At 72.5% G+C, this 22,253-nt stretch carries 21 protein-coding genes and 2 pseudogenes; 13 read left to right on the top strand and 10 right to left on the bottom strand.

Annotation, left to right across the window (positions count from 1 at the left end):
- Positions 1-91 precede the first annotated feature (91 nt).
- Positions 92-2,437 carry a bifunctional [glutamine synthetase] adenylyltransferase/[glutamine synthetase]-adenylyl-L-tyrosine phosphorylase gene (locus tag E2C04_RS10980; RefSeq protein WP_238694253.1) on the top strand — a complete coding sequence of 782 codons (2,346 nt, stop codon included), beginning with the start codon at positions 92-94 and terminating at the stop codon, positions 2,435-2,437.
- 68 nt (positions 2,438-2,505) lie between these two features.
- On the opposite strand, the gene E2C04_RS10975 is transcribed toward E2C04_RS10980, so the two are convergent.
- A complete protein-coding gene (locus E2C04_RS10975) occupies positions 2,506-3,534 on the bottom strand; it encodes a TerC/Alx family metal homeostasis membrane protein (protein WP_238694252.1) in 1,029 nt (342 codons plus the stop codon).
- Positions 3,489-3,722 carry a hypothetical protein gene (locus E2C04_RS19900; protein ID WP_238694251.1) on the bottom strand — a complete coding sequence of 78 codons (234 nt, stop codon included), beginning with the start codon at positions 3,720-3,722 and terminating at the stop codon, positions 3,489-3,491. Before E2C04_RS19900 ends, E2C04_RS10975 begins: the two co-directional genes overlap by 46 nt.
- Positions 3,723-3,970: 248 nt before the next feature.
- On the opposite strand from E2C04_RS19900, the gene E2C04_RS10970 reads away from it, so the two are divergent.
- Positions 3,971-5,200 carry a lipase family protein gene (locus E2C04_RS10970; protein WP_135832609.1) on the top strand — a complete coding sequence of 410 codons (1,230 nt, stop codon included), beginning with the start codon at positions 3,971-3,973 and terminating at the stop codon, positions 5,198-5,200.
- Positions 5,201-5,209: 9 nt separating this feature from the next.
- On the opposite strand, the gene E2C04_RS10965 is transcribed toward E2C04_RS10970, so the two are convergent.
- A complete protein-coding gene (locus tag E2C04_RS10965) occupies positions 5,210-5,860 on the bottom strand; it encodes a TetR/AcrR family transcriptional regulator (protein ID WP_158630672.1) in 651 nt (216 codons plus the stop codon).
- Here E2C04_RS10965 and E2C04_RS10960 point away from each other — a divergent pair.
- Positions 5,859-7,405: pseudogene (locus E2C04_RS10960) on the top strand (NAD-dependent succinate-semialdehyde dehydrogenase). The gene E2C04_RS10965 and the pseudogene E2C04_RS10960 overlap by 2 nt on opposite strands.
- Before the next feature lie 18 nt (positions 7,406-7,423).
- Here the strand turns inward: E2C04_RS10960 and E2C04_RS19895 are convergent.
- Both E2C04_RS19895 and E2C04_RS19890 read right to left on the bottom strand, forming a co-directional pair.
- Complete coding sequence (locus tag E2C04_RS19895; RefSeq protein ID WP_238694557.1) at positions 7,424-7,759, bottom strand: hypothetical protein; 336 nt, start codon at positions 7,757-7,759, stop codon at positions 7,424-7,426.
- A 250-nt stretch (positions 7,760-8,009) separates the two neighbouring features.
- Positions 8,010-8,426 (bottom strand): annotated as a pseudogene (locus E2C04_RS19890) (PIN domain-containing protein); the annotation flags it as partial.
- A gap of 83 nt (positions 8,427-8,509) precedes the next feature.
- Here E2C04_RS19890 and E2C04_RS10950 point away from each other — a divergent pair.
- The 5 genes from E2C04_RS10950 to E2C04_RS10930 all read left to right on the top strand — a co-directional run bounded on the left by E2C04_RS10950 (position 8,510) and on the right by E2C04_RS10930 (position 15,634).
- Entirely contained in the window at positions 8,510-9,676 is a 1,167-nt protein-coding gene (locus tag E2C04_RS10950; RefSeq protein ID WP_135832607.1) for a benzoate/H(+) symporter BenE family transporter, read from the top strand.
- A 153-nt stretch (positions 9,677-9,829) separates the two neighbouring features.
- Complete coding sequence (locus tag E2C04_RS10945; RefSeq protein ID WP_135832606.1) at positions 9,830-11,320, top strand: DUF3375 domain-containing protein; 1,491 nt, start codon at positions 9,830-9,832, stop codon at positions 11,318-11,320.
- Positions 11,317-12,153, top strand: coding sequence for a DUF4194 domain-containing protein (locus E2C04_RS10940; RefSeq protein ID WP_135832605.1), 837 nt, complete (start codon positions 11,317-11,319; stop codon positions 12,151-12,153). Before E2C04_RS10945 ends, E2C04_RS10940 begins: the two co-directional genes overlap by 4 nt.
- Positions 12,150-12,569 carry an ATP-binding protein gene (locus E2C04_RS10935; RefSeq protein ID WP_135832604.1) on the top strand — a complete coding sequence of 140 codons (420 nt, stop codon included), beginning with the start codon at positions 12,150-12,152 and terminating at the stop codon, positions 12,567-12,569. Before E2C04_RS10940 ends, E2C04_RS10935 begins: the two co-directional genes overlap by 4 nt.
- Positions 12,485-15,634, top strand: coding sequence for an ATP-binding protein (locus E2C04_RS10930; protein ID WP_135832603.1), 3,150 nt, complete (start codon positions 12,485-12,487; stop codon positions 15,632-15,634). Before E2C04_RS10935 ends, E2C04_RS10930 begins: the two co-directional genes overlap by 85 nt.
- On the opposite strand, the gene E2C04_RS10925 is transcribed toward E2C04_RS10930, so the two are convergent.
- Genes E2C04_RS10925 through E2C04_RS19885 form a run of 3 tightly spaced genes read right to left on the bottom strand, consistent with a single transcriptional unit; the run spans position 15,635 to position 18,116 of the window.
- Positions 15,635-16,876: an MFS transporter gene (locus E2C04_RS10925; protein ID WP_229721702.1), complete on the bottom strand. Its 1,242-nt coding sequence runs from the start codon at positions 16,874-16,876 to the stop codon at positions 15,635-15,637. It abuts the gene before it with no gap.
- Positions 16,873-17,481 (bottom strand): PucR family transcriptional regulator, encoded by a 609-nt coding sequence (locus tag E2C04_RS10920; RefSeq protein WP_238694250.1) that lies wholly within the window; start codon positions 17,479-17,481, stop codon positions 16,873-16,875. Before E2C04_RS10920 ends, E2C04_RS10925 begins: the two co-directional genes overlap by 4 nt.
- Positions 17,482-17,501: 20 nt before the next feature.
- Positions 17,502-18,116, bottom strand: coding sequence for an RsbRD N-terminal domain-containing protein (locus E2C04_RS19885; RefSeq protein WP_238694249.1), 615 nt, complete (start codon positions 18,114-18,116; stop codon positions 17,502-17,504).
- Between the two features lie 139 nt (positions 18,117-18,255).
- On the opposite strand from E2C04_RS19885, the gene E2C04_RS18755 reads away from it, so the two are divergent.
- Genes E2C04_RS18755 through E2C04_RS10905 form a run of 5 tightly spaced genes read left to right on the top strand, consistent with a single transcriptional unit; the run spans position 18,256 to position 21,158 of the window.
- Positions 18,256-18,675 carry an NAD(P)-binding protein gene (locus E2C04_RS18755; RefSeq protein ID WP_202977768.1) on the top strand — a complete coding sequence of 140 codons (420 nt, stop codon included), beginning with the start codon at positions 18,256-18,258 and terminating at the stop codon, positions 18,673-18,675.
- Complete coding sequence (locus E2C04_RS18750; protein WP_202977767.1) at positions 18,672-18,836, top strand: hypothetical protein; 165 nt, start codon at positions 18,672-18,674, stop codon at positions 18,834-18,836. Before E2C04_RS18755 ends, E2C04_RS18750 begins: the two co-directional genes overlap by 4 nt.
- A complete protein-coding gene (locus tag E2C04_RS10915) occupies positions 18,779-19,795 on the top strand; it encodes a flavin-containing monooxygenase (protein WP_202977766.1) in 1,017 nt (338 codons plus the stop codon). The genes E2C04_RS18750 and E2C04_RS10915 overlap by 58 nt, the downstream gene beginning before the upstream one ends.
- Positions 19,792-20,742, top strand: a complete 951-nt coding sequence (locus E2C04_RS10910; protein WP_135832602.1) for an alpha/beta fold hydrolase — start codon at positions 19,792-19,794, stop codon at positions 20,740-20,742. The genes E2C04_RS10915 and E2C04_RS10910 overlap by 4 nt, the downstream gene beginning before the upstream one ends.
- Positions 20,739-21,158: a hypothetical protein gene (locus E2C04_RS10905; RefSeq protein WP_135832601.1), complete on the top strand. Its 420-nt coding sequence runs from the start codon at positions 20,739-20,741 to the stop codon at positions 21,156-21,158. Before E2C04_RS10910 ends, E2C04_RS10905 begins: the two co-directional genes overlap by 4 nt.
- A gap of 25 nt (positions 21,159-21,183) precedes the next feature.
- Here E2C04_RS10905 and E2C04_RS10900 read toward each other — a convergent pair whose 3' ends face one another.
- Together E2C04_RS10900 and E2C04_RS10895 are read right to left on the bottom strand one after the other, a co-directional pair.
- Complete coding sequence (locus tag E2C04_RS10900) at positions 21,184-21,420, bottom strand: DUF3099 domain-containing protein (protein WP_135832600.1); 237 nt, start codon at positions 21,418-21,420, stop codon at positions 21,184-21,186.
- A 31-nt stretch (positions 21,421-21,451) separates the two neighbouring features.
- Complete coding sequence (locus E2C04_RS10895) at positions 21,452-22,249, bottom strand: sulfurtransferase (protein ID WP_202977765.1); 798 nt, start codon at positions 22,247-22,249, stop codon at positions 21,452-21,454.
- Positions 22,250-22,253 lie beyond the last annotated feature (4 nt).

Below are 22,253 nucleotides of genomic sequence, written 5' to 3'. Positions count from 1 at the left end.
ACCTCGCCACAGGCACCCTCGAGGCCGCACTGGCCGTCGCCCGCGCGCGGGTGGGGAGCAGTCCGCCCGGGCGCGGCTCGCGGTGATCGCGATGGGCAAGTGCGGCGCGCACGAGCTCAACTACGTCTCCGACGTCGACGTGATCTTCGTGCACGAGGCCGCCGACGGGGTGGAGGAGCACGACGCCACCCGGGTGGCGACCCAGCTGGCCGCCCACCTCATGCAGGTCTGCTCCGAGCACACCCGCGAGGGCACGATCTGGCCGGTCGACGCAGGCCTGCGGCCCGAGGGCAACCAGGGCCCGCTGGTGCGCACGGTCGCCAGCCACCGGGGCTACTACGAGCGCTGGGCCAAGACCTGGGAGTTCCAGGCACTGCTGAAGGCGCGCCCCGTCGCGGGCGACGTCGAGCTGGGTGAGCGCTTCTGCGAGATGGTCGCCCCGATGGTCTGGTCGGTGGCCGAGCGCGACGGCTTCGTGCCCGACGTCCAGGCGATGCGACGCCGGGTGCTGGAGCACATCCCCAGCAAGGAGGCGCAGCGCCAGCTCAAGCTGGGCGCCGGTGGCCTGCGCGACGTGGAGTTCGCGGTGCAGCTGCTCCAGTTGGTGCACGGGCGGGCCGACGAGACGGTGCGCGCCCCGACGACGCTCAGCGGCCTCTTCCAGCTGACCCGCGGCGGCTACGTCGGTCGGGCCGACGGCGAGGCGCTGCACGAGGCCTACACGTTCCTCCGCTCACTCGAGCACCGCATCCAGCTCTTCCAGCTGCGGCGCACCCACGTGGTCCCGGCCGACGAGGCCGCCCTGCGCCGCCTGGGCCGCTCCATGGGCTTCTTTCGCAACCCCGCGACGACCCTGGAGGAGGAGTGGCAGCGGCGCCGCCGGCTGGTGCGACGCCTCCACGAGAAGCTCTTCTACCGGCCGCTGCTGGAGGCGGTGGCACGGATCCCGGGCCCCGACGCCCGCCTGACCCTGGCCCAGGCCGAGGAGCGGCTGAAGGCGCTGGGCTACGGGGACCCGCGGGCAGCCCTGCGCCACCTCGAGGCGCTCACCTCGGGGGTCTCGCGCAGCGCCAACATCCAGCGCACGCTGCTGCCGGTGATGCTGGAGTGGTTCGCCGACTCACCCGACCCCGACGCCGGGCTCTTCGGCTTCCGTCGGATCAGCGAGACCCTCGGCGACACCCCCTGGTACCTGCGCCAGCTGCGCGACGAGGGGCAGGTGGCCGAGCGCCTCGCCCGCGTGCTCTCCACCTCCCGCTTCGTCAGCGGCCTGCTGGAGCGTGAGCCCCAGGGCGTCAAGATCCTCGGCGAGGACCTCACCCCGCTCAGCAAGGAGGCGCTCACCTCCGAGACCGTGGCCACCGCGCTGCGCCAGGCCAGCGCGGTCGACGCGGTGCGCGCGGTCCGCGGCATCCGGCGCCGTGAGCTCTTCCGGATCGCCGTCGGCGAGATCTTCGGCGAGACCGACGTCGAGGAGGCGGGCCGGGCCCTCACCTCGATGACCGACGCCACCCTGGAGGCGACGTTGCAGGCGGTCATGCGCGACCAGGCCGCGAGCCGCGGCTTCGACGCGCCCCCGGCCCGGATGGCGATCGTGGCGATGGGCCGCTACGGCGGCTTCGAGCTCTCCTACGCCAGCGACGCCGACGTGATGTTCGTGCACGAGGTCGTCGAGGGCGCCGACGCCCACGAGGCGTCGCAGTTCGCTGCCGCGGTGGCCAACGACGTACGCACGCTGCTCGCCACCCCGGGCACCGACCCGGCGCTGGAGGTCGATGCCGACCTGCGCCCGGAGGGGCGCCAGGGTGCGCTGACCCGCAGCCTCGACTCGTACGCCGCCTACTACGCCAAGTGGTCGGCGCTGTGGGAGGCGCAGGCGCTGCTGCGTGCCGACGCGGTGATCGGCGACCCCGGCCTGCGGGAGCGCTTCACCGCGCTCATCGACCCGTTGCGCTACCCCGCCGAGGGGGCCAGCGACGACGACGTCGTCGAGGTGCGCCGGATCAAGGCCCGCGTCGACACCGAGCGGCTCCCGCGCGGCGCCGACCCGCACACCCACTTCAAGCTGGGCCGCGGCGGCCTCAGCGACATCGAGTGGACCGTGCAGCTGCTCCAGATGCAGTGGGCGGGCCGGGTGCCGGCGCTGCGGACGCCGGTGACGCTCCCGGCGCTCGACGCGGCGGTCGAGGCCGACCTCATCGACCCCGACGACGCGCATGTGCTGCGGGAGGCGTGGCGGCTCGCGAGCCGTATGCGCAACGCCGCCACCCTCGTACGCGGCAAGGGCACCGACTCGTTGCCCAAGGACCCCAAGGAGCGCGCGGCCCTGGCCAGCCTCCTGGGCTACGACCTCGACGACACCGACCGGATGGTCAACGACTACCTGCGTACGACGCGGCGCGCGCACGCCGTCGTCGACCGGATCTTCTGGGGCTGAGGCACCCCACGACGCGCACGAGCGCCGACCCCGTCGGTGCCGGCGCTCGTGTCACGTGCGAAGGAGCGTCAGAGGGGCTGGTGCGTGGTGGGCGGCACCTCGCCGCGCTCGGCGGCGGCGTCGTGGCTCTCCGCGACCTGGCGCAGCAGGTCGACCAGCGGGGTCTCCTGACGGGCCTTCTCCTGGTACTTCTCCGGGAGGGTCTTGACCTGCTCGCGCGCCTGCATCAGCTCGGCGTAGAGGCGCTCGCGCTCGTTCTCGTCCTGCGTGTAGTCGGCGTCGAGGTAGGCCTCGGCGTGACGACGGGCGTTGGCGATGACCGCGTGGGCCTTGCCCGCCGGGCTGAGCAGCGACGCCAGGACGGTCACGAGCAGGACACCCAGGATGACCGAGAGCGACAGGCCGATGCTGACCTCGACGACGTTGACGTGCTCGCCGTCGTTGATGAAGGGCAGGTTGTTCTCGTGCAGCGCGTGCAGGATCAGCTTCACGCCGATGAAGGCGAGGATCGCGGCGAGGCCGTAGGAGAGGAAGATCAGGCGGTCCAGCAGGCCGTCGATCAGGAAGAAGAGCTGGCGCAGACCCATCAGCGAGAACGCGGTCGCGGTGAAGACGATGAACGTGTTCTGGGTGAGGCCGAAGATCGCGGGGATCGAGTCGAGGGCGAAGAGGATGTCCGTGCCGCCGATGGCCACCATGACCAGCAGCATCGGGGTCATGACCTTCTTGCCGTTCTCGACCGTGAACAGCTTGTCGCCGTCGTAGTGGTCCGAGGTGTGCAGGAAGCGCTTGGCCAGGCGGATGACGAAGTTGTCGACCTCCTCTTCCTCGTCCTCACCCTTGAGCAGGTTGCCGGCGGTGAGCAGCAGGATCAGGCCGAAGAGGTAGAAGATCCAGGCGAACTGGTTGATCAGCGCGGCGCCCAGCAGGATGAAGCCCGTGCGCGCGATCAGCGCGAAGACGATGCCGAAGAGCAGCACCTTCTGCTGGTCCTCACGGGGCACCTTGAAGCTCGCCATGATGATCAGGAAGACGAAGAGGTTGTCGACGCTCAGCGCCTTCTCGGTGATGTAGCCGGCGAAGTACTCCGACCCCATCTGGCCGCCGCCGAAGACCAGGACGCCAGGCCGAAGACGATCGCGAAGCCGACGTAGATCGCCGACCAGATCGCCGCCTCCTTCAGCGTCGGCACGTGCGCCTTGCGCACGTGGAAGAAGAAGTCGAACGCCAGCAGTCCCAAGATGGCGACGACGGTCAGGCCCCACACGAGCGGGCTCACGGACATGTACTTCTCCTGGATCGAGGTGGGGGAGGGAGACGAGGGGTTCGCCGTGCACGGCGTGACGCCGTGGGCGTCAAGTGTGTCATGCGTGGTGTGAACGCCTCGGATCGTCGAGGAGTTCCGGCCTGCTCCGGCCTGCTCCGGGACCCTCCGGTGGGACGACTCTTGCGTGTGACCTGGATCACTGGTTTTGTGACACCAGCACTGTGAGGGTCCGCTCGGGGGTCCTCACCTCGGGAGGGAGACCCTGCGTGAACCCCATTCGTCATGCCCGCTCCACGGCGGCCGTCGTCGTCACGGCCGTGCTGGCCGTCCTGCCCCTCACCGCGACGCCCACGGCGTCCGCGGAGGAGCCGCGCCCCGCGTTCTACGAGGCGCCGGCCACCCTGCCGGCCGCCAACGGTGACCTGATCCGCAGCGAGAAGCTCGACCTGCTGCTCGACCCGGTCGACGGGCACACCGTCGCCTTCGACGCCCAGCGCGTGCTCTACCGCTCCACCAACCGCACCGGGAAGCCGGTCGCGGTCTCCGGCTCGATCTTCGTGCCGAAGGCCAAGTGGGTGGGTCCGGGGACCCGGCCCGTCATCGGCTACGCCGTCGGCACCCAGGGGATCGGCGACTCCTGCGCCCCGTCGCGCGTCTTCAGCGAGCTCTTCGAGTACGAGTCGTTCTTCATGGCCGGGCTGCTGGCCCGCGGCTACGCCATCGCGATGACCGACTACGAGGGTCTCGGCACCGCCGGGATGCACACCTACATGGACCGCGTCTCCCAGGGCCGCGCGGTGATCGACATCGTGCGCGCCGCGCAGCGGATGCCTTCCACCGGCCTGACCGCCACCAGCCCGGTCGCCTTCGCCGGCTACTCCCAGGGTGGCGCGGGTGCCGCGTCGGCCGCCGAGCTCGCGGGCTCCTACGCCCCCGGCATGAAGGTGAAGGGCACGGTGGCCAGCGCCGTCCCGGCCGACCTGCGTGCGCTGCCGGACGCCATCGACGGCAGCCTCTACTCGCTCTTCACCTGGTTCGCCATCGCGGGCCTGACCTCGAGCTACGGCATCGACATGACGCCCTACCTCAACGCCAAGGGCACCGAGATGTTCGCCAAGATCGCCGACGACTGCGTCTTCGACCTGCTCGGGGCGGCCTTCACGAAGTCGTCGGACTACACCGCGGACGGCGCCGGGCTGGCCGAGCTGATCAAGCGGGCACCCTTCGACCGGATGATCGCCGACCAGCGCATCGGCACCATCAAGCCCAACGCGCCGGTGCTGGTCACCCACAGCCACCTCGACGACGTCGTGCCCCACCGGGTGGCCACGCAGCTGACCAAAGACTGGTGCAACCGCGGCGCGACGGTGCGGCTGAGCAGCAACCTCTCACCGCTGCACGTGGGCGGCATGCTCAACCACGCGACGGAGATCTACGCCTTCCTGGAGGCGCGGTTCGCCGGGCTGCCGGCGGCGTCCTCCTGCTGGCGGATGTGACCGGGTCGGTCACTCCGCGCGGCAGCACCGCAGCACGAGGGTGACCACCCGCGCGACGACGTCCTCGCGGGGCTCGTCGGGACCCAGCCGCAGCCGGTCGCTGGTGTCGCACAGCGACATCACGGCCCGGGCGGTCCCGGCGGCCTCCGCGGGGTCGCCGACCTCGCCGACCAGCGCGGTGATGTAGCTGCGGTACTGGTCGACGACCGCGATCAGCGCCGCCATGTGCCGGTCCTCCAGGACCTCGGTCATGCCGAGGCCGAAGTAGGCCGCGTCCCAGGCCAGCGACATGTCGCCCTTGTCGAGGCGCCAGCCGACGTGGCGCGTCACCAGGTCGACCAGCTCCTCGCGGGCAGGTCGACCGGTGGCAACCGGCTCGACGACCACGACCAGGAAGTCGTCGAGGATGTCGAGCAGGCCGTCGATCAGGATCTGCTTCTTGCCCAGGGGGAAGTGGCCGTAGATGCTCGCGGCCTGCATCCCCACCGCTGCGCCGATCTCGCGCATCGAGGCCCCGCCGTAGCCCTTGCGGGCGAAGAGCGACATGGCCTCGGTGGCGACCCGGTGGCGGGTCGTCCCCTTGACGGGGTCGGTGAGGTCGCGCACGCTCGCGACGAAGCGGGCACGCTCGTCGGCCACGACGGAGGCATGAGCAGTCATGGGCGAGAGCCTAGTGTTGAGGACGCCCCTCAGGGGCGTGTTGTCCGCTCGCGAGGAGAAGAGGTTCGCCGTGCACACCACAACCCGCCAGGTGGCCGAGCAGGTCATCGAAGAGCTGGTGCCCGCCACCGGGTCGCTGATCGGCGACCGCTGGCTGACCTCGGGCCGGGACGGCTTCGCCGTCGAGGACCCGGCCACCACCGACACCCTGGTCGAGGTCACCGGCGCCACGGTCACCGACGCGCAGGAGGCCGCGGACGCCGCGGCCGCCGCGCTCCCGGCCTGGTCGGCGCGGGCGCCGCGTGAGCGGGCGGAGGCGCTGCGCCGGGCGTACGACCTCATGGTTGCGCGCACCGACGACTTCGCCACCCTGATGGTCCTGGAAACGGCAAGTCGCTCGCCGACGCCCGCGCCGAGGTCGCGTACGCCGCCGAGTTCTTCCGCTGGTACGGCGAGGAGGCCGTGCGCAACGACGGCCAGCTCTCGGTCGCCCCGGCCGGTGGCGCCCGTACGTTCGTGCAGCGGCGCCCCGTCGGCGTCTCGGTGCTCGTCACGCCGTGGAACTTCCCGGCGGCGATGATGACCCGCAAGGTGGCGCCGGCCCTCGCCGCGGGCTGCACCGTCGTGGTCAAGCCCGCCTCCCAGACCCCGCTCACCGCGCTGGCGCTCGGCGGCCTGCTGCTCGAGGCCGGCGTGCCCACCGGCGTGGTCAACGTGGTCACCAGCGACCAGGCCGGGGAGAGCGTCGGCGCGCTGCTGGCCCACCCGGCGGTGCGCAAGCTCTCCTTCACCGGCTCCACCCGGGTCGGGTCGCTGCTGCTGGAGCAGGCGGCCGAGCGGGTGCTCAACTGCTCGATGGAGCTGGGCGGCAACGCCCCCTTCGTGGTGACCGCGAGCGCCGACCTCGAGCTGGCCGTCGAGGCTGCGATGGTCGCCAAGTTCCGCAACGGCGGCCAGGCCTGCACGGCCGCCAACCGCTTCCACGTGCACCGCAGCGTGCACGACGAGTTCGTGGAGCGCTTCGCCGCGCGCATCGAGGCGCTCGAGGTGGGGCCCGGGATCGACGGTGCGGCGATCGGGCCGATGATCTCCGCCGACGCCGCCAAGAACCTCACCGAGCTCGTCGACGCAGCCGTCGCGGACGGCGCCGAGGTGGCCGCCCGGGCGAAGGTGCCCGACGGGCGCGGCCACTTCGTGGCACCGGTGCTGCTCACCGGGGTGGCGCCCGACGCCGACCTGGTGCAGCACGAGCTCTTCGGCCCGGTCGCGCCGGTGGTGGTCTTCGACGACGTCGAGGAGGCGATCGCCCAGGCCAACTCCACCGAGATGGGGCTGTCGTCCTACATCTGCTCGGGCGACCTGCAGGAGGCGATGCGGATGGCCGAGCAGTTCGAGATCGGGATGGTCGGCATCAACCGCGGCATCGTCTCCGACCCTGCCGCTCCGTTCGGCGGGACGCGCACCAGCGGCCTGGGCCGCGAGGGCGGCCACGAGGGCCTGGAGGCCTTCACCGAGACCCAGTACCTGACCGTCGACTGGCGCTGACCGGACGAGGGCGCGGCTTCAGCCGACCTGGCGCGACGCCGGCTCCCCGGTGAGCACGCGGACCGCCAGGTCGGTCGTCGACGGCACGTTGAGGTGGCCGACGACGTGCTCGACGCGCGCCACGTCGAGCGGCAGCAACCCGGGCGTCCCGGGGACGTCCGGGGTCAGCCCGAGGTCGAGGTCGTCCTGGCCGGACATCACCGCCATGTTGAACTCGAACCGCTCCCGGGCGCCGGGGGCGCTGAGACGTCGTACGAGGGTCGGGCCGATCCGCCGGCTGCCGGTCTCGGCCGCCCAGTCGTCCAGCACCGCCAGCAACGTCCGCCCCTGGCAGTGGTCGATGTCGCTCCACACCGCGTCCATCGACCCCATCAGCTCGAGCAGGACCGGCGCCGTCTTCTCGCCGCATCCCGGCCACGCCCGGCAGGTTGTCGGAGGCGTCCCCGCGCAGCGCCGCGAACTCGAGGTAGTGCTCGGCCGCGACGCCATACATCAGCTTGAGGCGCTGGGGCGTGAGCAGCGGGGAGTTGAGGATGCCGCCGTTGATCAGCCGCAGCACGCGGGTGTGGTCGCTGATGTGGGCGAAGGAGTCGCGGTCGGAGGTGATGATGACGCAGTCCCAGTCGTTGCGCACCGCCCACGTGGCGGCGGACGCGTTGACGTCGTCGGCCTCCAGGCCCGGGGGAGTGAGGGTGGCCAGGCCCAGGGCGTCGAGCAGGGCGCCGGCGCGGCCGAGTTGGTCGACCAGGTCGCTGTCCTTCTCCGCGCGACCGGCCTTGTAGTCGGGGTAGAAGGACGACCGCACCGACGACTCGCGGTCGTCGAGGCCGAAGATCACCGCGTCGGGCGCGAACCGGTCGATGGCCTCGATGATCTGCCGGAGCATGCCGTGCAGCGCCCAGGCAGGGCGGTTCGACCGGTCCATCAGGCGGGTGTGCGCCCGGGCGTGGTGGTTGCGGTGCAGCAGCGAGGGGGCGTCGACGGCGAGCAGGAGCCGGCGAGGACGGTCCGCGGGCGTCACCACGAGGCGTCGCTGGTCTCGTCGGGCACGCCGTGATGCTAGCCGAGCCACGCAGGGCCTCGACGTGTCCTAGCGTGCTCCCCATGGAACGACGAGCCCTGTGGACCTCCGGGGCGGTGGCCGTGGTCGTCGGCTTCACCAGCAGCGCCGTCGTCGTCCTGGCCGGACTCGACGCCGTGGGCGCCACGCCCTCGCAGGCCGCCTCCGGCCTCCTCGTGCTCTGCCTCTTCAGCGGCCTGGGGACCCTGTGGCTGAGCAGCCGGCACCGGGTGCCGGTGCTGCTGGCCTGGTCGACGCCCGGGGCCGCGCTGCTGGCGAGCACCGGGGGCGACGTCCCCGGCGGCTGGCCCGCCGCCGTCGGGGCCTTCGTGGTCACGGGCCTGCTCGTCCTGCTCACCGGGTTGGTCCCGCGCCTCGGTGACCTGATGGCGGCGATCCCGGTCCCCGTGGCGCAGGCGATGCTGGCCGGTGTGCTCTTCGAGCTCTGCCTGGGGCCGGTGCGGGGCCTGGCCGAGACGCCGCTGCTGGTCGCGCCCGTCGTCGTGGTGTGGCTGCTGGGCACGGCGCTCCGGCCGAGGCTGGCTGCCCCGCTCGCCTTCATGGTCGCGCTGGCCGTGATGGGGGCGGAGGTGGCCCGGTCCGGCGGCTGGAGCGGACCGGTGGCGCCGCAGGTCGACCTCGTCGTCCCGAGCCTGACCTGGGGAGCGGTGGTCTCGCTGGCCGTCCCGTTGTACGTCGTCACGATGGCCTCGCAGAACGTCCCCGGCGTCGCCGTGCTCGCGGCGCACGGCTACCGGGCGCCGTGGCGGGACTCGATGCTGACCACCGGTGCCCTCACCGCGCTGGGCGCCGCCGCTGGCGGCCACGCCGTCAACCTGGCGGCGATCACTGCCGCCCTGGTCGCGAGCGAGGAGGCCGGCCCCGACCCTGCGCAACGCTGGCGAGCAGCGCGGGCCGCGGGGTGGACGTACGTCGTGCTGGCCGGCGCCTCGACCGCGCTGGCGACGCTCGTCGCGCTCGGTCCGGCCACGGTGGTCGCGGCCGTGGCGGGTCTGGCGCTGCTCGGCACGCTCGCCTCGGCGCTCCAGGGGGCCCTGGCGCAGGAGGCTTCACGGCTGCCGGCCGTGCTCACCTTCGTGGTCGCCGCCAGCGGGGTCGTGGTGCTGGGCCTGGGGGCTGCCTTCTGGTCGCTGGTGGTGGGACTGGTGGTGCACGCCCTCGTGGTGCGGCGCGTCGGCGTCGCCGCCTGACCCAGGGCCTGTGGATGGCCGCGGACGGCCCCCGGCGGCACGCGGCAGAATGCGGGACGTCACCGCTTTTTCGGCGTTGCGGGCCCGCCTCTGGGATGCTTGCCCCGGCGCGTCGGTCGAGGTGGGCCACGGGTCAGGAGGCAACGGAAGCAGATGAGTGAGATCGCCGGGGAGTTGGCGAGGGTCAACGGTGCCTTCGACCAGCCGACGCTGACGCTGCTGCACCAGCGCCAGGCGCCCGTCGTCATCACCCTCTTCCGCTCGGCCTTCGGCCGCGACAACCGCCCGATCCCGACCGCCCGTCTGCACACCCAGGTCGAGGAGCACCTCGCTGCACTGGCGCTGGCGGGGGAGACCGAGGTGCCGACCGGCAGCGGCCGCGACCTGTGCCAGAAGTGGATGCGCGGTCAGTGGCTGGTCCGCTCGCTCGACGAGCGCGGCAACGAGGTCTACACCCTCACCTCCCACGCGCAGCAGGCCCTCGAGCTGGTCAAGAACCTCACCCGTGACCGGGCCACGCTCAGCGAGCACCGGATCACCACGATCCTGGGCACGGTGCGCCGCTTCAACTCCGAGGCCAACCCCGACCGCACCACCCGCGTCACCATCCTCAACGAGGAGATCGCCCGGCTCCAGGCTGAGCGCGACCGCCTCGTCGACGGCGCCGAGATGGTCTCGGCGACCGAGGACTGGATGAGTGAGGGCTTCACCGAGCTCCTCTCGCTGATCTCTGCTCTGCCCAGCGACTTCGCCCGCGTCGAGGAGCGCTTCGCCCAGATCAGGACCGAGATCCTGGCCGCCTTCCGCGCCGAGGACCGCCCGGCCGGCGAGGTGATCGACGCCTACCTGGAGCGGGCCGACGCGCTGATGACCGCCACCCACGAGGGCCGCGCCTTCGAGGGAGCCTTCGCTCTGCTGCGCGACGACGCCCTCGTGGCCCAGCTGCGCGACGACCTCGGGGCGTTGCTCGACCACCCGCTCTCCGACCGGATCCTCGGCGACGTCGACCGCGCCGAGCTGCGCGGCACCGTGAAGCTGGTGCGCGACGGGCTCGACCGAGTGCTCACCCAGCGCTCGCGGGTCACCGCGACCCTCAAGGAGTACATCGTCTCCCACGACGCGGCACGCGACCGTGAGCTCGAGCAGACGCTGCGCCAGGTCGAGGCCGAGATGACCACGTGGATGGCGAACACCGGCCCGCGTGCCACCCACGACGTGCCGATGCTGCCGCAGCGCACCTCGATCGACCACCTGCGCGAGAAGTTCTACGACCCGGCCGACGACGTGCTGCCCGAGCGCATCGAGCGTGACCCGGTGCCCGACGCGCCGACCGTGTCGCTCTCCGCACTGATGGCCCAGGGTGGCCCCCAGCTGGGGACCCTGCGGCAGCGCCTCGACGAGGCCCTGGCCGGTCTCTCCCCGGCGGCCTCGCTGGGCGACTTCTTCGACAGCCTCGAGCCGTCGCTGCGGCGACCGGTCGAGATCTTCGGCCTGCTGCACCTCGCGGCCGACCGCGGCTGGGCGGTCACCGACGAGACCGAGACCTACGCCGCACTGCGCAACGACGGGACGGGGCGCACCTTCACGGTGCCGCGACTGCCCCTGCCCGACCCCGACCTCGACGAGAGCGAGAGCCCCGCATGAGCGACCTCGAGCAGGACCTCGAGCAGGGCCTCGACCCTGCGACTGACAGGGCCCGCGACTCCGTGGCCGAGCCCGTGAGCGACCCCGACGACGCGGCGTACGACGACCGCGACGACGCCGCGTACGACGCCCTCGAGGACTCCGCCTCCGTCTCGCTCTTCGAGGGCGACGAGGGCACGCTGGAGTTCACCCGGCGCCGCACGCTGGTCACCCTGCTGAAGTCGCGCTTCATCAGCGCGCGCACCCACCCGCGCGAATGGGAGGTGCTGGTGGAGGACGAGCAACTGCTGCGCTCGCGCCTCAACGACCTCTTCCTCGACCTGCTGGTCGACCGCGAGCGGGAGGTGGCGTGGAAGCGCCAGGCCTCCTCCGAGACCGGCGGCCGCTTCCCGACCCTGCTGCACGACGTGCCGTGGTCGCGTGAGGAGACGCTGGTGCTCGTGCACCTGCGCGACCGGCTCCGAGCCGGCTACGCGAGCGGCGAGGCGCGGGTCTTCATCGACCGCGAGGACATCGTCGAGCACGTCGCCTCCTTCCGCCCGCTGCACGCCACCGACGAGTCGGGTGACGAGAAGCGCGCCCGCAACGCAGTGCTGAGCATCGTGAAGTCGGGGCTGCTGATCGGCGCCGCCGGCGACGACCGCTACGAGATCAGCGAGGCCGTCGAGCCCCTGCTGCCGCTGGAGCTGCTCACCGAGCTGCTCGACGCGCTGCGCCGGGCCAACTCGGTCGAGGAACGCCCGGCCCGCGTGGAGGACCTCTTCGGAGACGCAGCGACCGAGGGCGACGACCGCGACGACGCGGGCATCGACGACGAGGAGGACTGGGCATGAGCAGCGACGTGGTCGCAGGCACCGACGGGCTCTTCGACGCCTCCGTCGTCACCACCCCGAGCGACGACACCATGCAGTGGCGTGCGGCGCTGCTGCAGCTGGTCAACTGGGGCGGCTTCAGCGGTCTGACCAGCGTCCCCCTGCGTGGCGACACGACGATGATCTCCGGCGCCTCCGGCGTCGGCAAGAGCACGATCCTCGACGCCTACACGGCGCTGATGATGCCGTCGGACACCAAGTTCAACGGCGCCTCCAACGACGCCGTCTCCGGTCGCGCCCGCAGCGTCGGCCAGCGCGCAACCTGCTCTCCTACCTCCGGGGTGCGGTCGACGTGGTCGACGACCCGAAGACCGGGCGCCCTGTGGAGAAGCTGCTGCGCGGCCGTGGCTCCGACACCTGGGGCGCGGTGGCGATGACCTTCGTCAACGACCAGGGCGGACGCTTCACCGCGCTGCGCACCTACTACGTGCCGCGGCGCGCGACCCGCTCCAGCGACGTGCAGATGCAGCTCGTCACCCACGAGGAGGCGCTCGGGCTGGAGACGCTCGAGGCCGCCGTGCCGGACCGCTTCCACGCCAACACCCTCAAGAAGCTCTACCCGGGCGTGAGGGTGCACCGGACCTACGCGGAGTTCGCCGCCGTCCTCCACGCCCGCCTCGGCATCGGCGCCAACAGCGACGGCGCGAAGGCGCTGCGGCTTCTGGCGCGCATCCAGGCCGGCAACCAGGTGCGCAGCGTCGACGAGCTCTACAAGGAGATGGTGCTCGAGCGGCCCGCGACCTACGCCGCCGCCGACCGCGCGATCTCGCACTTCGACGACCTCGACGCCTCGTACGCCGCGATGCGCACCGAGGAGGCCAAGCTGGACCTCCTCGAGCCGATCACCGCGCTGCACGAGCGCAAGGTCGCTGCCGCCCGCCGGCTCACCGAGCTCGACGCCTTCGGCGTCACCCTGGGCGGCGACACCCCGCTGAGGACGTGGCTGCTGCGCACCCACCTGCGGCTGCTGGAGAAGGCGATCGCGGAGAACCGCGACGCCCGGCGGACCACCACCGATGCGTACGCCGCCGCGACCTCCGCCGAGGCCGCGCTGGTCGGCGACCTCGAGGCCGCGAAGGAGGCCCATCGCGCGGCCGGCGGCTCGACGCTCCAGTCGCTGGCGCTGGCCCTCGAGCAGGAGGCGGTGGTGCGCCAGGACCGACTCGGTCGTCGTGCCACGCTGCAGTCCCGCCTGCTGCCGCTGGTCCAGGTGACCGAGGCCCAGGACGCCGGCGCCGACCTCACGGTCGAGGGCGTCGAGGTCGGGCCGGCGCTCGACTCCGCCGGTGACTTCGCCGAGCTCCAGTCGCGGGCGCGTGCCTGGCTGGAGGGCTGGGAGGGCGACCACGCGGAGCTCAAGGCTGCCCGTGACGCCGCCCGCGACCGCCGCTACCCGATCAACGTGCGGCAGGGCGAGCTGCGTCGTGAGCGCGGATCGATGGAGAGCCGCGCCGGCCGCATGCCGGTGCGGATGCACGAGCTGCGCGCCGAGGTGGCCCGTGCCAGCGGCCTCTCGGTCGAGGAGCTTCCGTTCGTCGCCGAGCTGCTCGACGTCGCCCCGGACGAGTCCCGCTGGCGCCTCGCCGTGGAGACCGTGCTCGGCTCGTCGGCGCGGATGATGCTCGTGCCGATCGAGAAGCTCGACGACTTCTCCAGCGCGATCGACGGCCTCGAGCTGCGGGGCCGGATCACCTTCGAGGGCGCGGAGACCCACCTGCCCGACACCGACCCGGAGGACCCCGACTACGTCGCGGGCAAGCTCGTCTTCAAGGAGTCGCCCTTCTCCGGCTGGGTCCAGCAGCACGTCTCCGACCCGTCGCGCAACGCCCTGTGCGTCGAGGGCCCCGAGGGGCTGAGCGGCGAGGGCCTGCGGGTGACGCTCGCCGGCCAGACCCGCCAGGGGCGCCGCGGCGCGCACGGCCTCAACGACCTGCGCAGCGTCATCGGCTTCTCCAACGACGACGCCCTCGCCGACATCGACGAGGAGCTGGAGGCCCTGGAGGCCCAGCTCGTCGAGATCGACGAGGAGGTCGCCGAGCTCGACCGCCGCACCAGCGTCCTGGAGCTGCGCCGCACCGCGTACGAGGCGATCGCCGCCGCACGCTACGACGACCTCGACGTGACCGGCAGCGAGCGCCGCATCGCCGAGCTGGAGCGTCGCCGCGACGAGATCCTGAGCTCCGACGACGAGCTGCAGGTGCTGCAGGACCAGATCGAGCAGCTCCAGGCCCAGCTCGAGTCGACCCGCAAGGAGCGCTACGACCTCGAGCGCCGGCAGAAGGAGCTGGGCCGCGCCCACGCAGAGTTCGTCGACTCCGAGGACATGGTCAAGGACCGCCTCGAGGCGCTCGAGCGCAGCGGCCGGGCGGCCCTCGACGAGGCCCAGGACGCCGCGCTCACCGCCGAGTTCGCGGCGGCTGTCGCGCCCGCCGACCCGCACGACCTCGACCGGTTCGCCGAGCACTCCCAGCGCCTCTCCGAGCGGCTGCGCAACGCCGTCGGTGAGGCCGAGGCGGAGGGCCGCCGGGTCGACGAGGAGCTGGCCGCGATCTTCCGGATGTACAAGCTGCAGTGGGACTCGCCCAACCTCGGGGCGACGGCCGACTCCTACGCCGACTACGCCCGGATCCTCGACGAGATCAAGGGGACCGGCCTGGCCGGCCGACGCTCGGAGTGGCGCCGCCGGCTCACCGAGTGGAGCGGCCAGGACCTGGTGCCGCTCGTCGGCGCGATGGCCAGCTCGATCGAGGAGATCGAGGACCGTCTCGAGCCGATCAACGCGATCCTGCGCCGCCTGGAGTTCGGGGCTGAGGGCGACCGCCTGCGGATCCGCCTGCGTCGTCTGGCGCCCGCACACGTCCAGGCCTTCATGCGCGACCTGCGTACGCTCGCCGGCGGCGGCACCGCCGAGCTCGACGAGGTCGACCTGGAGAAACGCTTCAACGACCTGAGCCGCTTCATGAAGCAGCTGCGCCGACCCAGCGACACCGCCGAGGGCACCTCCGACCGCGACCGCCTGCTCGACGTGCGCCGTCACGTGGAGATCAGCGCCGAGCGCTACGACCACGCCACCGGGGAGCTCCGGGCGACCTACCGGACGCTGGGGGAGAAGAGCGGTGGCGAGAGCCAGGAGCTGGTCGCCTTCATCGTCGGCTCGGCGCTGCGCTTCCGCCTCGGCGACGAGATGCGCTCGCGGCCGCGCTTCGCGCCGGTCTTCCTCGACGAGGGCTTCGTGAAGGCGGACTCCGAGTTCGCCGGACGAGCCGTGCAGGCGTGGAAGGGGCTCGGCTTCCAGCTGATCATCGGTGTCCCGCTCGACAAGGTGACCGGCCTGGAGCCGCACATGGACGACCTGCTCGCGATCACCAAGAACGCGCAGACCCACCAGTCGTGGATCACCCCGATCACCGACCCGACCCGGGCGGTTGAGCGCGGGCTCTGATCAGCCGGCCCGCGGGTCGGGTGCTGCCCCCAGCACCCGGAACAGTGCTGCTGCGGCGAAGACCTGGAGGAGCACCACGCCGACGACGAGCGTGGTGAGGTGGTCGGCGTACAGCGCCCCGGCGGCGCCGCCCCCGACCAGGGCAGCGACCCCCTGGACGGCTGCGAAGGAGCCGTAGGCGCCGCCGAGCCGGGCCCGGGGGACCAGGTCGGCGACGGCGGCCTTGACCGAGGAGTCCTGGATGCCGGAGGCCAACCCCCAGGCGGTGACGCCGACCAGGGCCAGGGCGAGCGAGTCGGTGAAGACCAACGGCGGCACGACCGCCGCCAGCGGTGCCAGGACGTGCAGCACCCGCGTGTGCCACCGGTCGTACGCCCACCCGCTGGCCAGTGCACCCAACGCGGCGACCGCCATCGCACCGGCGTAGACGACCGGCACCCCGGCGTCGCCGACCAGGTCGGCCTCGACCAGGTGGAAGCCGATCACGCCGTAGGTCATCAACCCGGCCGTGCTCGCGGCCACCGCCGCGGCGAGCAGCCAGAAGTCGCGGGGAAGGCGCTTCGGGGAGTCGGCGGGCGACGGGGCAGTGGGCGCCGAGGAAGGGGGCGCCGAGACAGGCCGGGCTGCCTGCCCCACCGCGTCGTGGGCGGTGTGCCGCGCGACCGCGGCCAGCACCAGCATCGCCAGCGCACCCGGCACGGCCAGCACGGCCAGCCCCAGCGCAGTCGACGAGAAGGCGGCGATCGCGGCGGCGACCACCAGCGGCCCCGCGAAGGCACCGACCTGGTCGAGCGCCTTGTGCACCGCGAACCCCTTGCCGCGGCCCACGCCGGCCGCGGCGTCGGCGAGCAGGACGGACTTCGAGGGGCTGCGTACGGCCTTGCCGGTGCGCTCCAGCAGGATCAGCACGGCCGCCACGGTGAGCCCGGCACCGCCGAGCAGCGGCGCGAGCGCCAGCATCGGCACGCAGACCGCCGTCATGGCGTAGCCCAGGGTGGTGAGGGTCCAGTGCCGGCCCCACCGGTCCGCCCAACGGCCGGAGAAGAGGCGCAGGACCAGGGCGATCGCCTCGCCGGCCCCGGTGACGAGGCCGACCACGAGCGCGGTCGCGCCGAGCGAGGCGAGGTAGGGGCCGCTGACCGAGCGCATCCCCTCGTAGGCCATGTCGGCGCCGAGGCTCACCAGCCCGAAGGCGGTGACCGTGCGCCAGGGCGACCACGCGGTGGTCGGGTGGGCGGTCACAGCCCACCCCGCAGCCGCACGATGTCGAGGGCGGCGGCCACGGCCACGGCGTGGCTCGCCAGCGGGCGGGGCAGCAGGTCGTCGGCGCGGGCCAGCCGACGGATGACGGTGTTGCGGTGGGTGAAGAGCCGCTCCGCGGTGCGGGAGGTGTTGAACTGCTCGCGGACGAAGGCGGCGACCGTACGCCGCACCTCCTCGTCGGCGGTGGCGAGGTCGCCGAGGGTCTCGTGCACGAACTCCTCCGCGGCGGCCAGGTCGTGGGTGAGCAGCGCCGCCATCTGCACCTCCTGGTAGTGGGCGACGCGGCTGGGCGAGGCCAGGCGCATGAGCAGGCGCTGGGTCGCCACGGCGTCGAGGTGGCTGCGCCGGAAGCCGGCCAGGTCGTGCCCCGGACGCCCCAGGGAGATCCGGGCCGACGTCGTCGGCGCGACCCGCGCCAGGTCCTCCTCGGTGAAGCCCGACGCGTCGCCGGGCAACCACACCCAGACCGAGCTGGCGCTGATCACCACCGAGAGTCGGCGAGCGGCGCCGACGGCACGGACCAGCGCGTCGGCAGCCTGCTCCAACGGCTCGGCCGAGTCGAGCGGCTCGTCGCACCAGATCACCGCGGCGGTCTGCGGCCCGGTCAGCGCATGACCGAGCCGCTGCTCGGCGACGGCACGGGGGGTGGGGCCCCCTCGAGCAGCAGGTTGACGGTGGCCAGCCGCTCGGCGTGGGTGCCACGGACGAGCTGGTCGCGCTCGGCGGCGACGCGCATCGCGACCGCCTCGATGGTGTCGTCGAGGTAGGTGGAGACCGAGTGCGAGGAGAGCGCCAGGAACTCCCGCAGCTCCTCGACGTCGTCGGTGAGGGTGAAGGCGACCGCCATCCACCACTGCCAGGAGTGGTTCTGGCCGATCCGGTAGGAGTCGAGCGCTCCGGCGTCCAGGCCGTGGCGGACCAGGTCGCGGGCCAGGTCGAAGGCCTCCGCGCCGAGGTAGGGCTCCACCCGCTCACCGGGACGGTGGGCGTTGGCCTCGACCCAGCGACGTACGACCGTCTCGTTGACCCGTTGGAAGGCGGCGTCGAGCGTCGGGTCCTCGAGCCTGAACCCGGGGCCGAGGCTGGCCAGGACGTCGTGGTTGACGCGCTCCAGCAGGGCCGGCGTCGGGTGGGCCAAGAGCAGTGCGCCCTGACGGAAGAGCTCGCGCATGCGGTCCGAGGTCGGGGGCCACGGCGCCCGACGGGTCGAGGTCGTCATGTGTGCAGTCTGCACCTGTGGGGCGTGCTTTGGTGTGTCGATTGCCCTGTGGACGGGATGGACGTGTTTGCCAGAGTGGGACACGTCACGCCGCGTGCGTGCACCCGTCACCCGATCTCCCACGTCAGGAGCACGCCCGATGGTCCCGTCCGACCCCCAGGTCCCGGCCCCGTCCACCTCTGCGCGCCATGAGGTCGACGTGCTGGTGGTCGGCGCCGGCCTCTCCGGGATCGGCGCGGCCCGGCACCTGCTCGTGGACCGACCCGGCACGACCTTCGCGGTGCTGGAGGCGCGCGACGCGATCGGCGGCACGTGGGACCTCTTCCGCTACCCCGGCATCCGCTCCGACTCCGACCTCCACACCTTCGGCTACGCGTTCAAGCCGTGGACCGACGACGACTCCATCGCCGACGGCGACAAGATCCTCGACTACCTCCACGAGGTCGTCGAGGAGAACGACCTTGCCCGCCACCTGCACCTCGGCCACCGGGTGCTTGCCGCTGACTTCGACTCCGCCACGGCCCGCTGGTCGGTCCGGGTGAGGCGGGCGGCGAGGTGAGCACGTGGCGTGCGCGGTGGCTCTTCTGTGCTGCGGGCTACTACCGCTACGACCGTGGGTACGCGCCGGAGCTGGCCGGCCTGGCGGAGTTCGGGGCGCGGTGGTGCACCCGCAGCACTGGCCCGGCGACCTCGACCTGGCCGGACGGCGGGTGGTGGTGATCGGTAGCGGCGCCACCGCGGTGACCCTGGTGCCGGCACTGACGTCGGGGGAGAACGCTGCCGCGCACGTCACGATGCTGCAGCGCACCCCGACGTACGTCATGCCCCTGCCGCGCCGTGACCGTGTCGCGCTCGCCCTCAAGAAGCTCCTCGGGCCGGAGCGCGCACACGGGATCGTCCGGGCCAAGAACATCGCGCGCGGTCAGTGGATCTGGAACCTCAGCCGCAAGAGGCCGGGCATCCTGCGCAAGGTGATCCGCCAGGCCAACGTGGCCTCGCTGCCGGCGGGCTATCCCGTCGACACCCACTTCAAGCCGCCCTACGGCCCGTGGGACCAGCGGCTCTGCGCCGACCCGGACGGGATCTTCTTCGCCGCCGTCGCCTCGGGACGCGCCGACGTGGTGACCGACCGGATCGATCGCGTCACGCCGTCGGGGATCCGGCTGGCGTCCGGCGCCGAGCTGCCGGCCGACGTGATCATCACCGCCACCGGCCTGGAGGTGCAGCTCATGGGTGGCATCGAGCTGGCCGTCGACGGCGAGCCGGTCGACCTGCGCGAAGCGATGACCTACCGCAGCTGCATGCTCACCGGGCTGCCCAACTTCATCTTCGCGATGGGCTACACCAACCAGTCGTGGACCCTGCGCCTGGGACTCGTCTGCGACTGGTTCGTCCGGCTCCTCGAGCACATGGAGCGCACCGGGCACGAGGCCGTCGTGGTGGAGCCCGACCCGGCGGTGGCCGCCCGCTCCGCCCTCGACTTCGACGCCGGCTACGTGAAGCGCGCGGCGGCGTCGCTGCCGCGCCAGGGCGACGTACGTCCGTGGACGGTGCCGATGGACTTCTACGCCGACCGGCGGCTGCTCACCAAGGGGCCCGTCGTCGACGAGCACCTGCGCTTCTTCTCCGCTCGTACGCCCGTCCCCTCCGCGCCGTCGCACCAGGAGGTCACCGGATGAGCGCGCCGACCTGGCACGACTCGACGTGGGACCACGAGGCGGAGCAGCTCGTCGAGCTGCCGACCGGCATGACGATCTGCCACCGCGTCGACGGACCTGCTGACGGTGACCCAGTGGTGCTGGTCGCGGGGATGTCCGAGGACATGACGGCCTGGACGCCGGCCTTCGTGGGGCGGTTGCTCGAACGCGGTCACCGGGTCGTCCGCCTCGACAACCGCGACATCGGTCGCTCGTCGCGGGTGCCGTCGCCCGCGCCGCCGCTGTGGCGCCTGGCCGCGGCCAGACCCCTGCCCGGGGCCTACTCGCTGCACGACATGGCCGACGACACCGTGGCGCTGCTCGACCACCTCGGCCTGGGGCAGGTGCACCTGGTGGGGCGCTCGATGGGCGGAATGATCGCCCAGATCGTCGCGGCCCGCGAGCCCGACCGGGTGGCGAGCCTCACCTCGATCTACTCCACCACCGGCGCCCGCAGGGTCGGCGCGACCGCGCTCTCCACCAAGCGGCACATGATGAGGCCGCCGGCCCGCACCGAGGAGGAGTGGGTGCGCCAGCACCTGGCCGTCACCCGGCACCTCTCGGGCACCGCCCACCCCGTCGACGTCGACGAGGAAGTCGCCCACGCGCGACTGGCCTGGGCCCGGCTGGAGAGGCCGTCGCCCGGGGGAGTGCTGCGCCAGGTCCAGGCCATTGCCGCCAGCGGCAACCGCTCCCGCGAGCTCGCCCGGATCGTCGCGCCGACCCTCGTCGTGCACGGCGACCGTGACCTGATCGTGCATCCCAGCGGCGGTCGTGCGACGGCGGAGGCGATCCCCGGCGCACGCCACGTCGAGGTGCCCGGCATGGGCCACCACCTTCCCGCGTCGTTGGCCCTCGGGGTCGCCGACGACGTCCTGCACCACATCGAGTCAGCCCGCAGCACCCGACCCCGAGGAGACCAGCCATGACCACGCCCACCGACGCCCAGGCACTGCCGCCGATCGACCTCGACGCGCGTCCCCGCGACTTCGCCCGCCAGTCCCGCGGCCAGCGGGTCTTCGGCCTCGTCACTGCGCCCGTGGTGCTCGGCGTGCTCTCCGGTCTCTTCGCCGGGGTCTTCACGCCCGGCTACTGGTTCATGCTGGTCGTGACGCTGCTGGCCGGTGTCCTGGGCGGCAGTGAGCACGTCGGCGGCCTCCGGGGCTTCGTACGCGGCCTGGCCGGCGGCCTCGTCTACGTCTCCACGCTGGTGGGGGCCCTGCTGCTCACCGGCGGGGACACGTCCCTGCCGCACGTCGAGGTCACGTGGGCGTTCTGGGTGCGCGCCGTGGTCATCGGTGGCGTGCTGGGGATGGTCGGCGGCCTGCTGCGCAAGCGCGGCTGAGCGCCGTGGGCCAGCCCCGACGGGGTCAGTGGTCCTCGCCCCAGTTGGCGATGATCACGGCCACCGGCGGGATGACCGCGGCCACCACGGACATGGCGACGGCCGCGGTCGTCGACCACAGGCGTACGACGTTCCACGCCAGGACGATCAGCAGCACGCAGGTCCCCATGAGCGCGAAGTACCAGCGCTTGCGTCGCCTCAGGCGCGCACTCTGCGCCTCGGCGACGCCGCTGACGGTGTAGCGCGGGTCGTCACGTGCCATGGATCCAGCGTGCCACGCGTCGTGGCGTCGGTCAGCCGGCGAGGGCGCTGCGCCGCGGCTCGCGCCGGGTCTGCTGCTCCCACACGTCGAGGGTCGGCGTCAGTGCCTCGCGGTCGTCGAAGACGAAGCAGTCGCCGTCGTAGTGGTCGCCGCCGACCTCCTCGAAGTACTTGAGGATGCCGCCCTCGAGCTGGAGGACGCCGTCGAGGCCCTCGTCCTGCATGAAGAGGGCGGCCTTCTCGCAGCGAATGCCGCCGGTGCAGAACGAGACGACGGTCCTGCCCTCCAGAGCCGCCCGGTTGCGGCGCACGGCGTCGGGGAACTCGGTGAACTTGTCGATCTTCCAGTCCAGCGCCTTCGAGAAGGTGCCGTAGGAGACCTCGAACGCGTTGCGGGTGTCGAGCAGGACGACCTCGCGGCCCTCATCGTCGTGGCCCTGGTCGAGCCAGCGCTTCAACGTCAGGGGTGGCACGGCGGGCGCCCGACCGGCGGCGGGGCGGATGGTCGGGTGGTCCATCCGGATGATCTCGTTCTTCAGCTTGACGAGCATCTTGCGGAAGGGCTGGGTCGCCGACCACGACTCCTTCGCCTCCAGCGCGGCGAACCGGGCGTCCTCGCGCAGGGCGTCGAGGAAGCCGCGCAGCTCGTCGGCGCCCCCGGCCAGGAACATGTTGATGCCCTCGGGCGCCAGCAGGACCGTGCCCCTGAGGCCGGCGGCGTCAGCCCGGGCGAGCAGCGTCGTCCTCAGCTGCTCGCGATCGCTGATCGGGGTGAAGAGGTAGGCGGAGATGTTGAGCACGGGGTCCACGGCCACGGGTACGGCGTCCACGGGC

The sequence above is a fragment of the Nocardioides daphniae genome (genome assembly GCF_004777465.1).
Lineage (GTDB): Bacteria > Actinomycetota > Actinomycetes > Propionibacteriales > Nocardioidaceae > Nocardioides > Nocardioides daphniae.
Note: the sequence above shows the minus strand (reverse complement) of the source record. Positions and strands in the feature narration are given on the sequence as shown.

Excerpts from the sequence above, each read along its gene's own strand:
- E2C04_RS10975 (WP_238694252.1), bottom strand. The coding sequence starts at position 3,534 with ATGGGGTCGGAGTACTTCGCCGGCTACATCACCGAGAAGGCGCTGAGC.
- E2C04_RS19885 (WP_238694249.1), bottom strand. The coding sequence starts at position 18,116 with ATGACGACCTCGACCCGTCGGGCGCCGTGGCCCCCGACCTCGGACCGC.
- E2C04_RS10940 (WP_135832605.1), top strand. The coding sequence starts at position 11,317 with ATGAGCGACCTCGAGCAGGACCTCGAGCAGGGCCTCGACCCTGCGACT.
- E2C04_RS10905 (WP_135832601.1), top strand. The coding sequence starts at position 20,739 with ATGACCACGCCCACCGACGCCCAGGCACTGCCGCCGATCGACCTCGAC.
- E2C04_RS19900 (WP_238694251.1), bottom strand. The coding sequence starts at position 3,722 with ATGTCCGTGAGCCCGCTCGTGTGGGGCCTGACCGTCGTCGCCATCTTG.
- E2C04_RS10980 (WP_238694253.1), top strand. The coding sequence starts at position 92 with ATGGGCAAGTGCGGCGCGCACGAGCTCAACTACGTCTCCGACGTCGAC.
- E2C04_RS10910 (WP_135832602.1), top strand. The coding sequence starts at position 19,792 with ATGAGCGCGCCGACCTGGCACGACTCGACGTGGGACCACGAGGCGGAG.
- E2C04_RS18755 (WP_202977768.1), top strand. The coding sequence starts at position 18,256 with ATGGTCCCGTCCGACCCCCAGGTCCCGGCCCCGTCCACCTCTGCGCGC.
- E2C04_RS10935 (WP_135832604.1), top strand. The coding sequence starts at position 12,150 with ATGAGCAGCGACGTGGTCGCAGGCACCGACGGGCTCTTCGACGCCTCC.
- E2C04_RS10965 (WP_158630672.1), bottom strand. The coding sequence starts at position 5,860 with ATGACTGCTCATGCCTCCGTCGTGGCCGACGAGCGTGCCCGCTTCGTC.
- E2C04_RS10950 (WP_135832607.1), top strand. The coding sequence starts at position 8,510 with ATGGAACGACGAGCCCTGTGGACCTCCGGGGCGGTGGCCGTGGTCGTC.
- E2C04_RS10900 (WP_135832600.1), bottom strand. The coding sequence starts at position 21,420 with ATGGCACGTGACGACCCGCGCTACACCGTCAGCGGCGTCGCCGAGGCG.
- E2C04_RS10945 (WP_135832606.1), top strand. The coding sequence starts at position 9,830 with ATGAGTGAGATCGCCGGGGAGTTGGCGAGGGTCAACGGTGCCTTCGAC.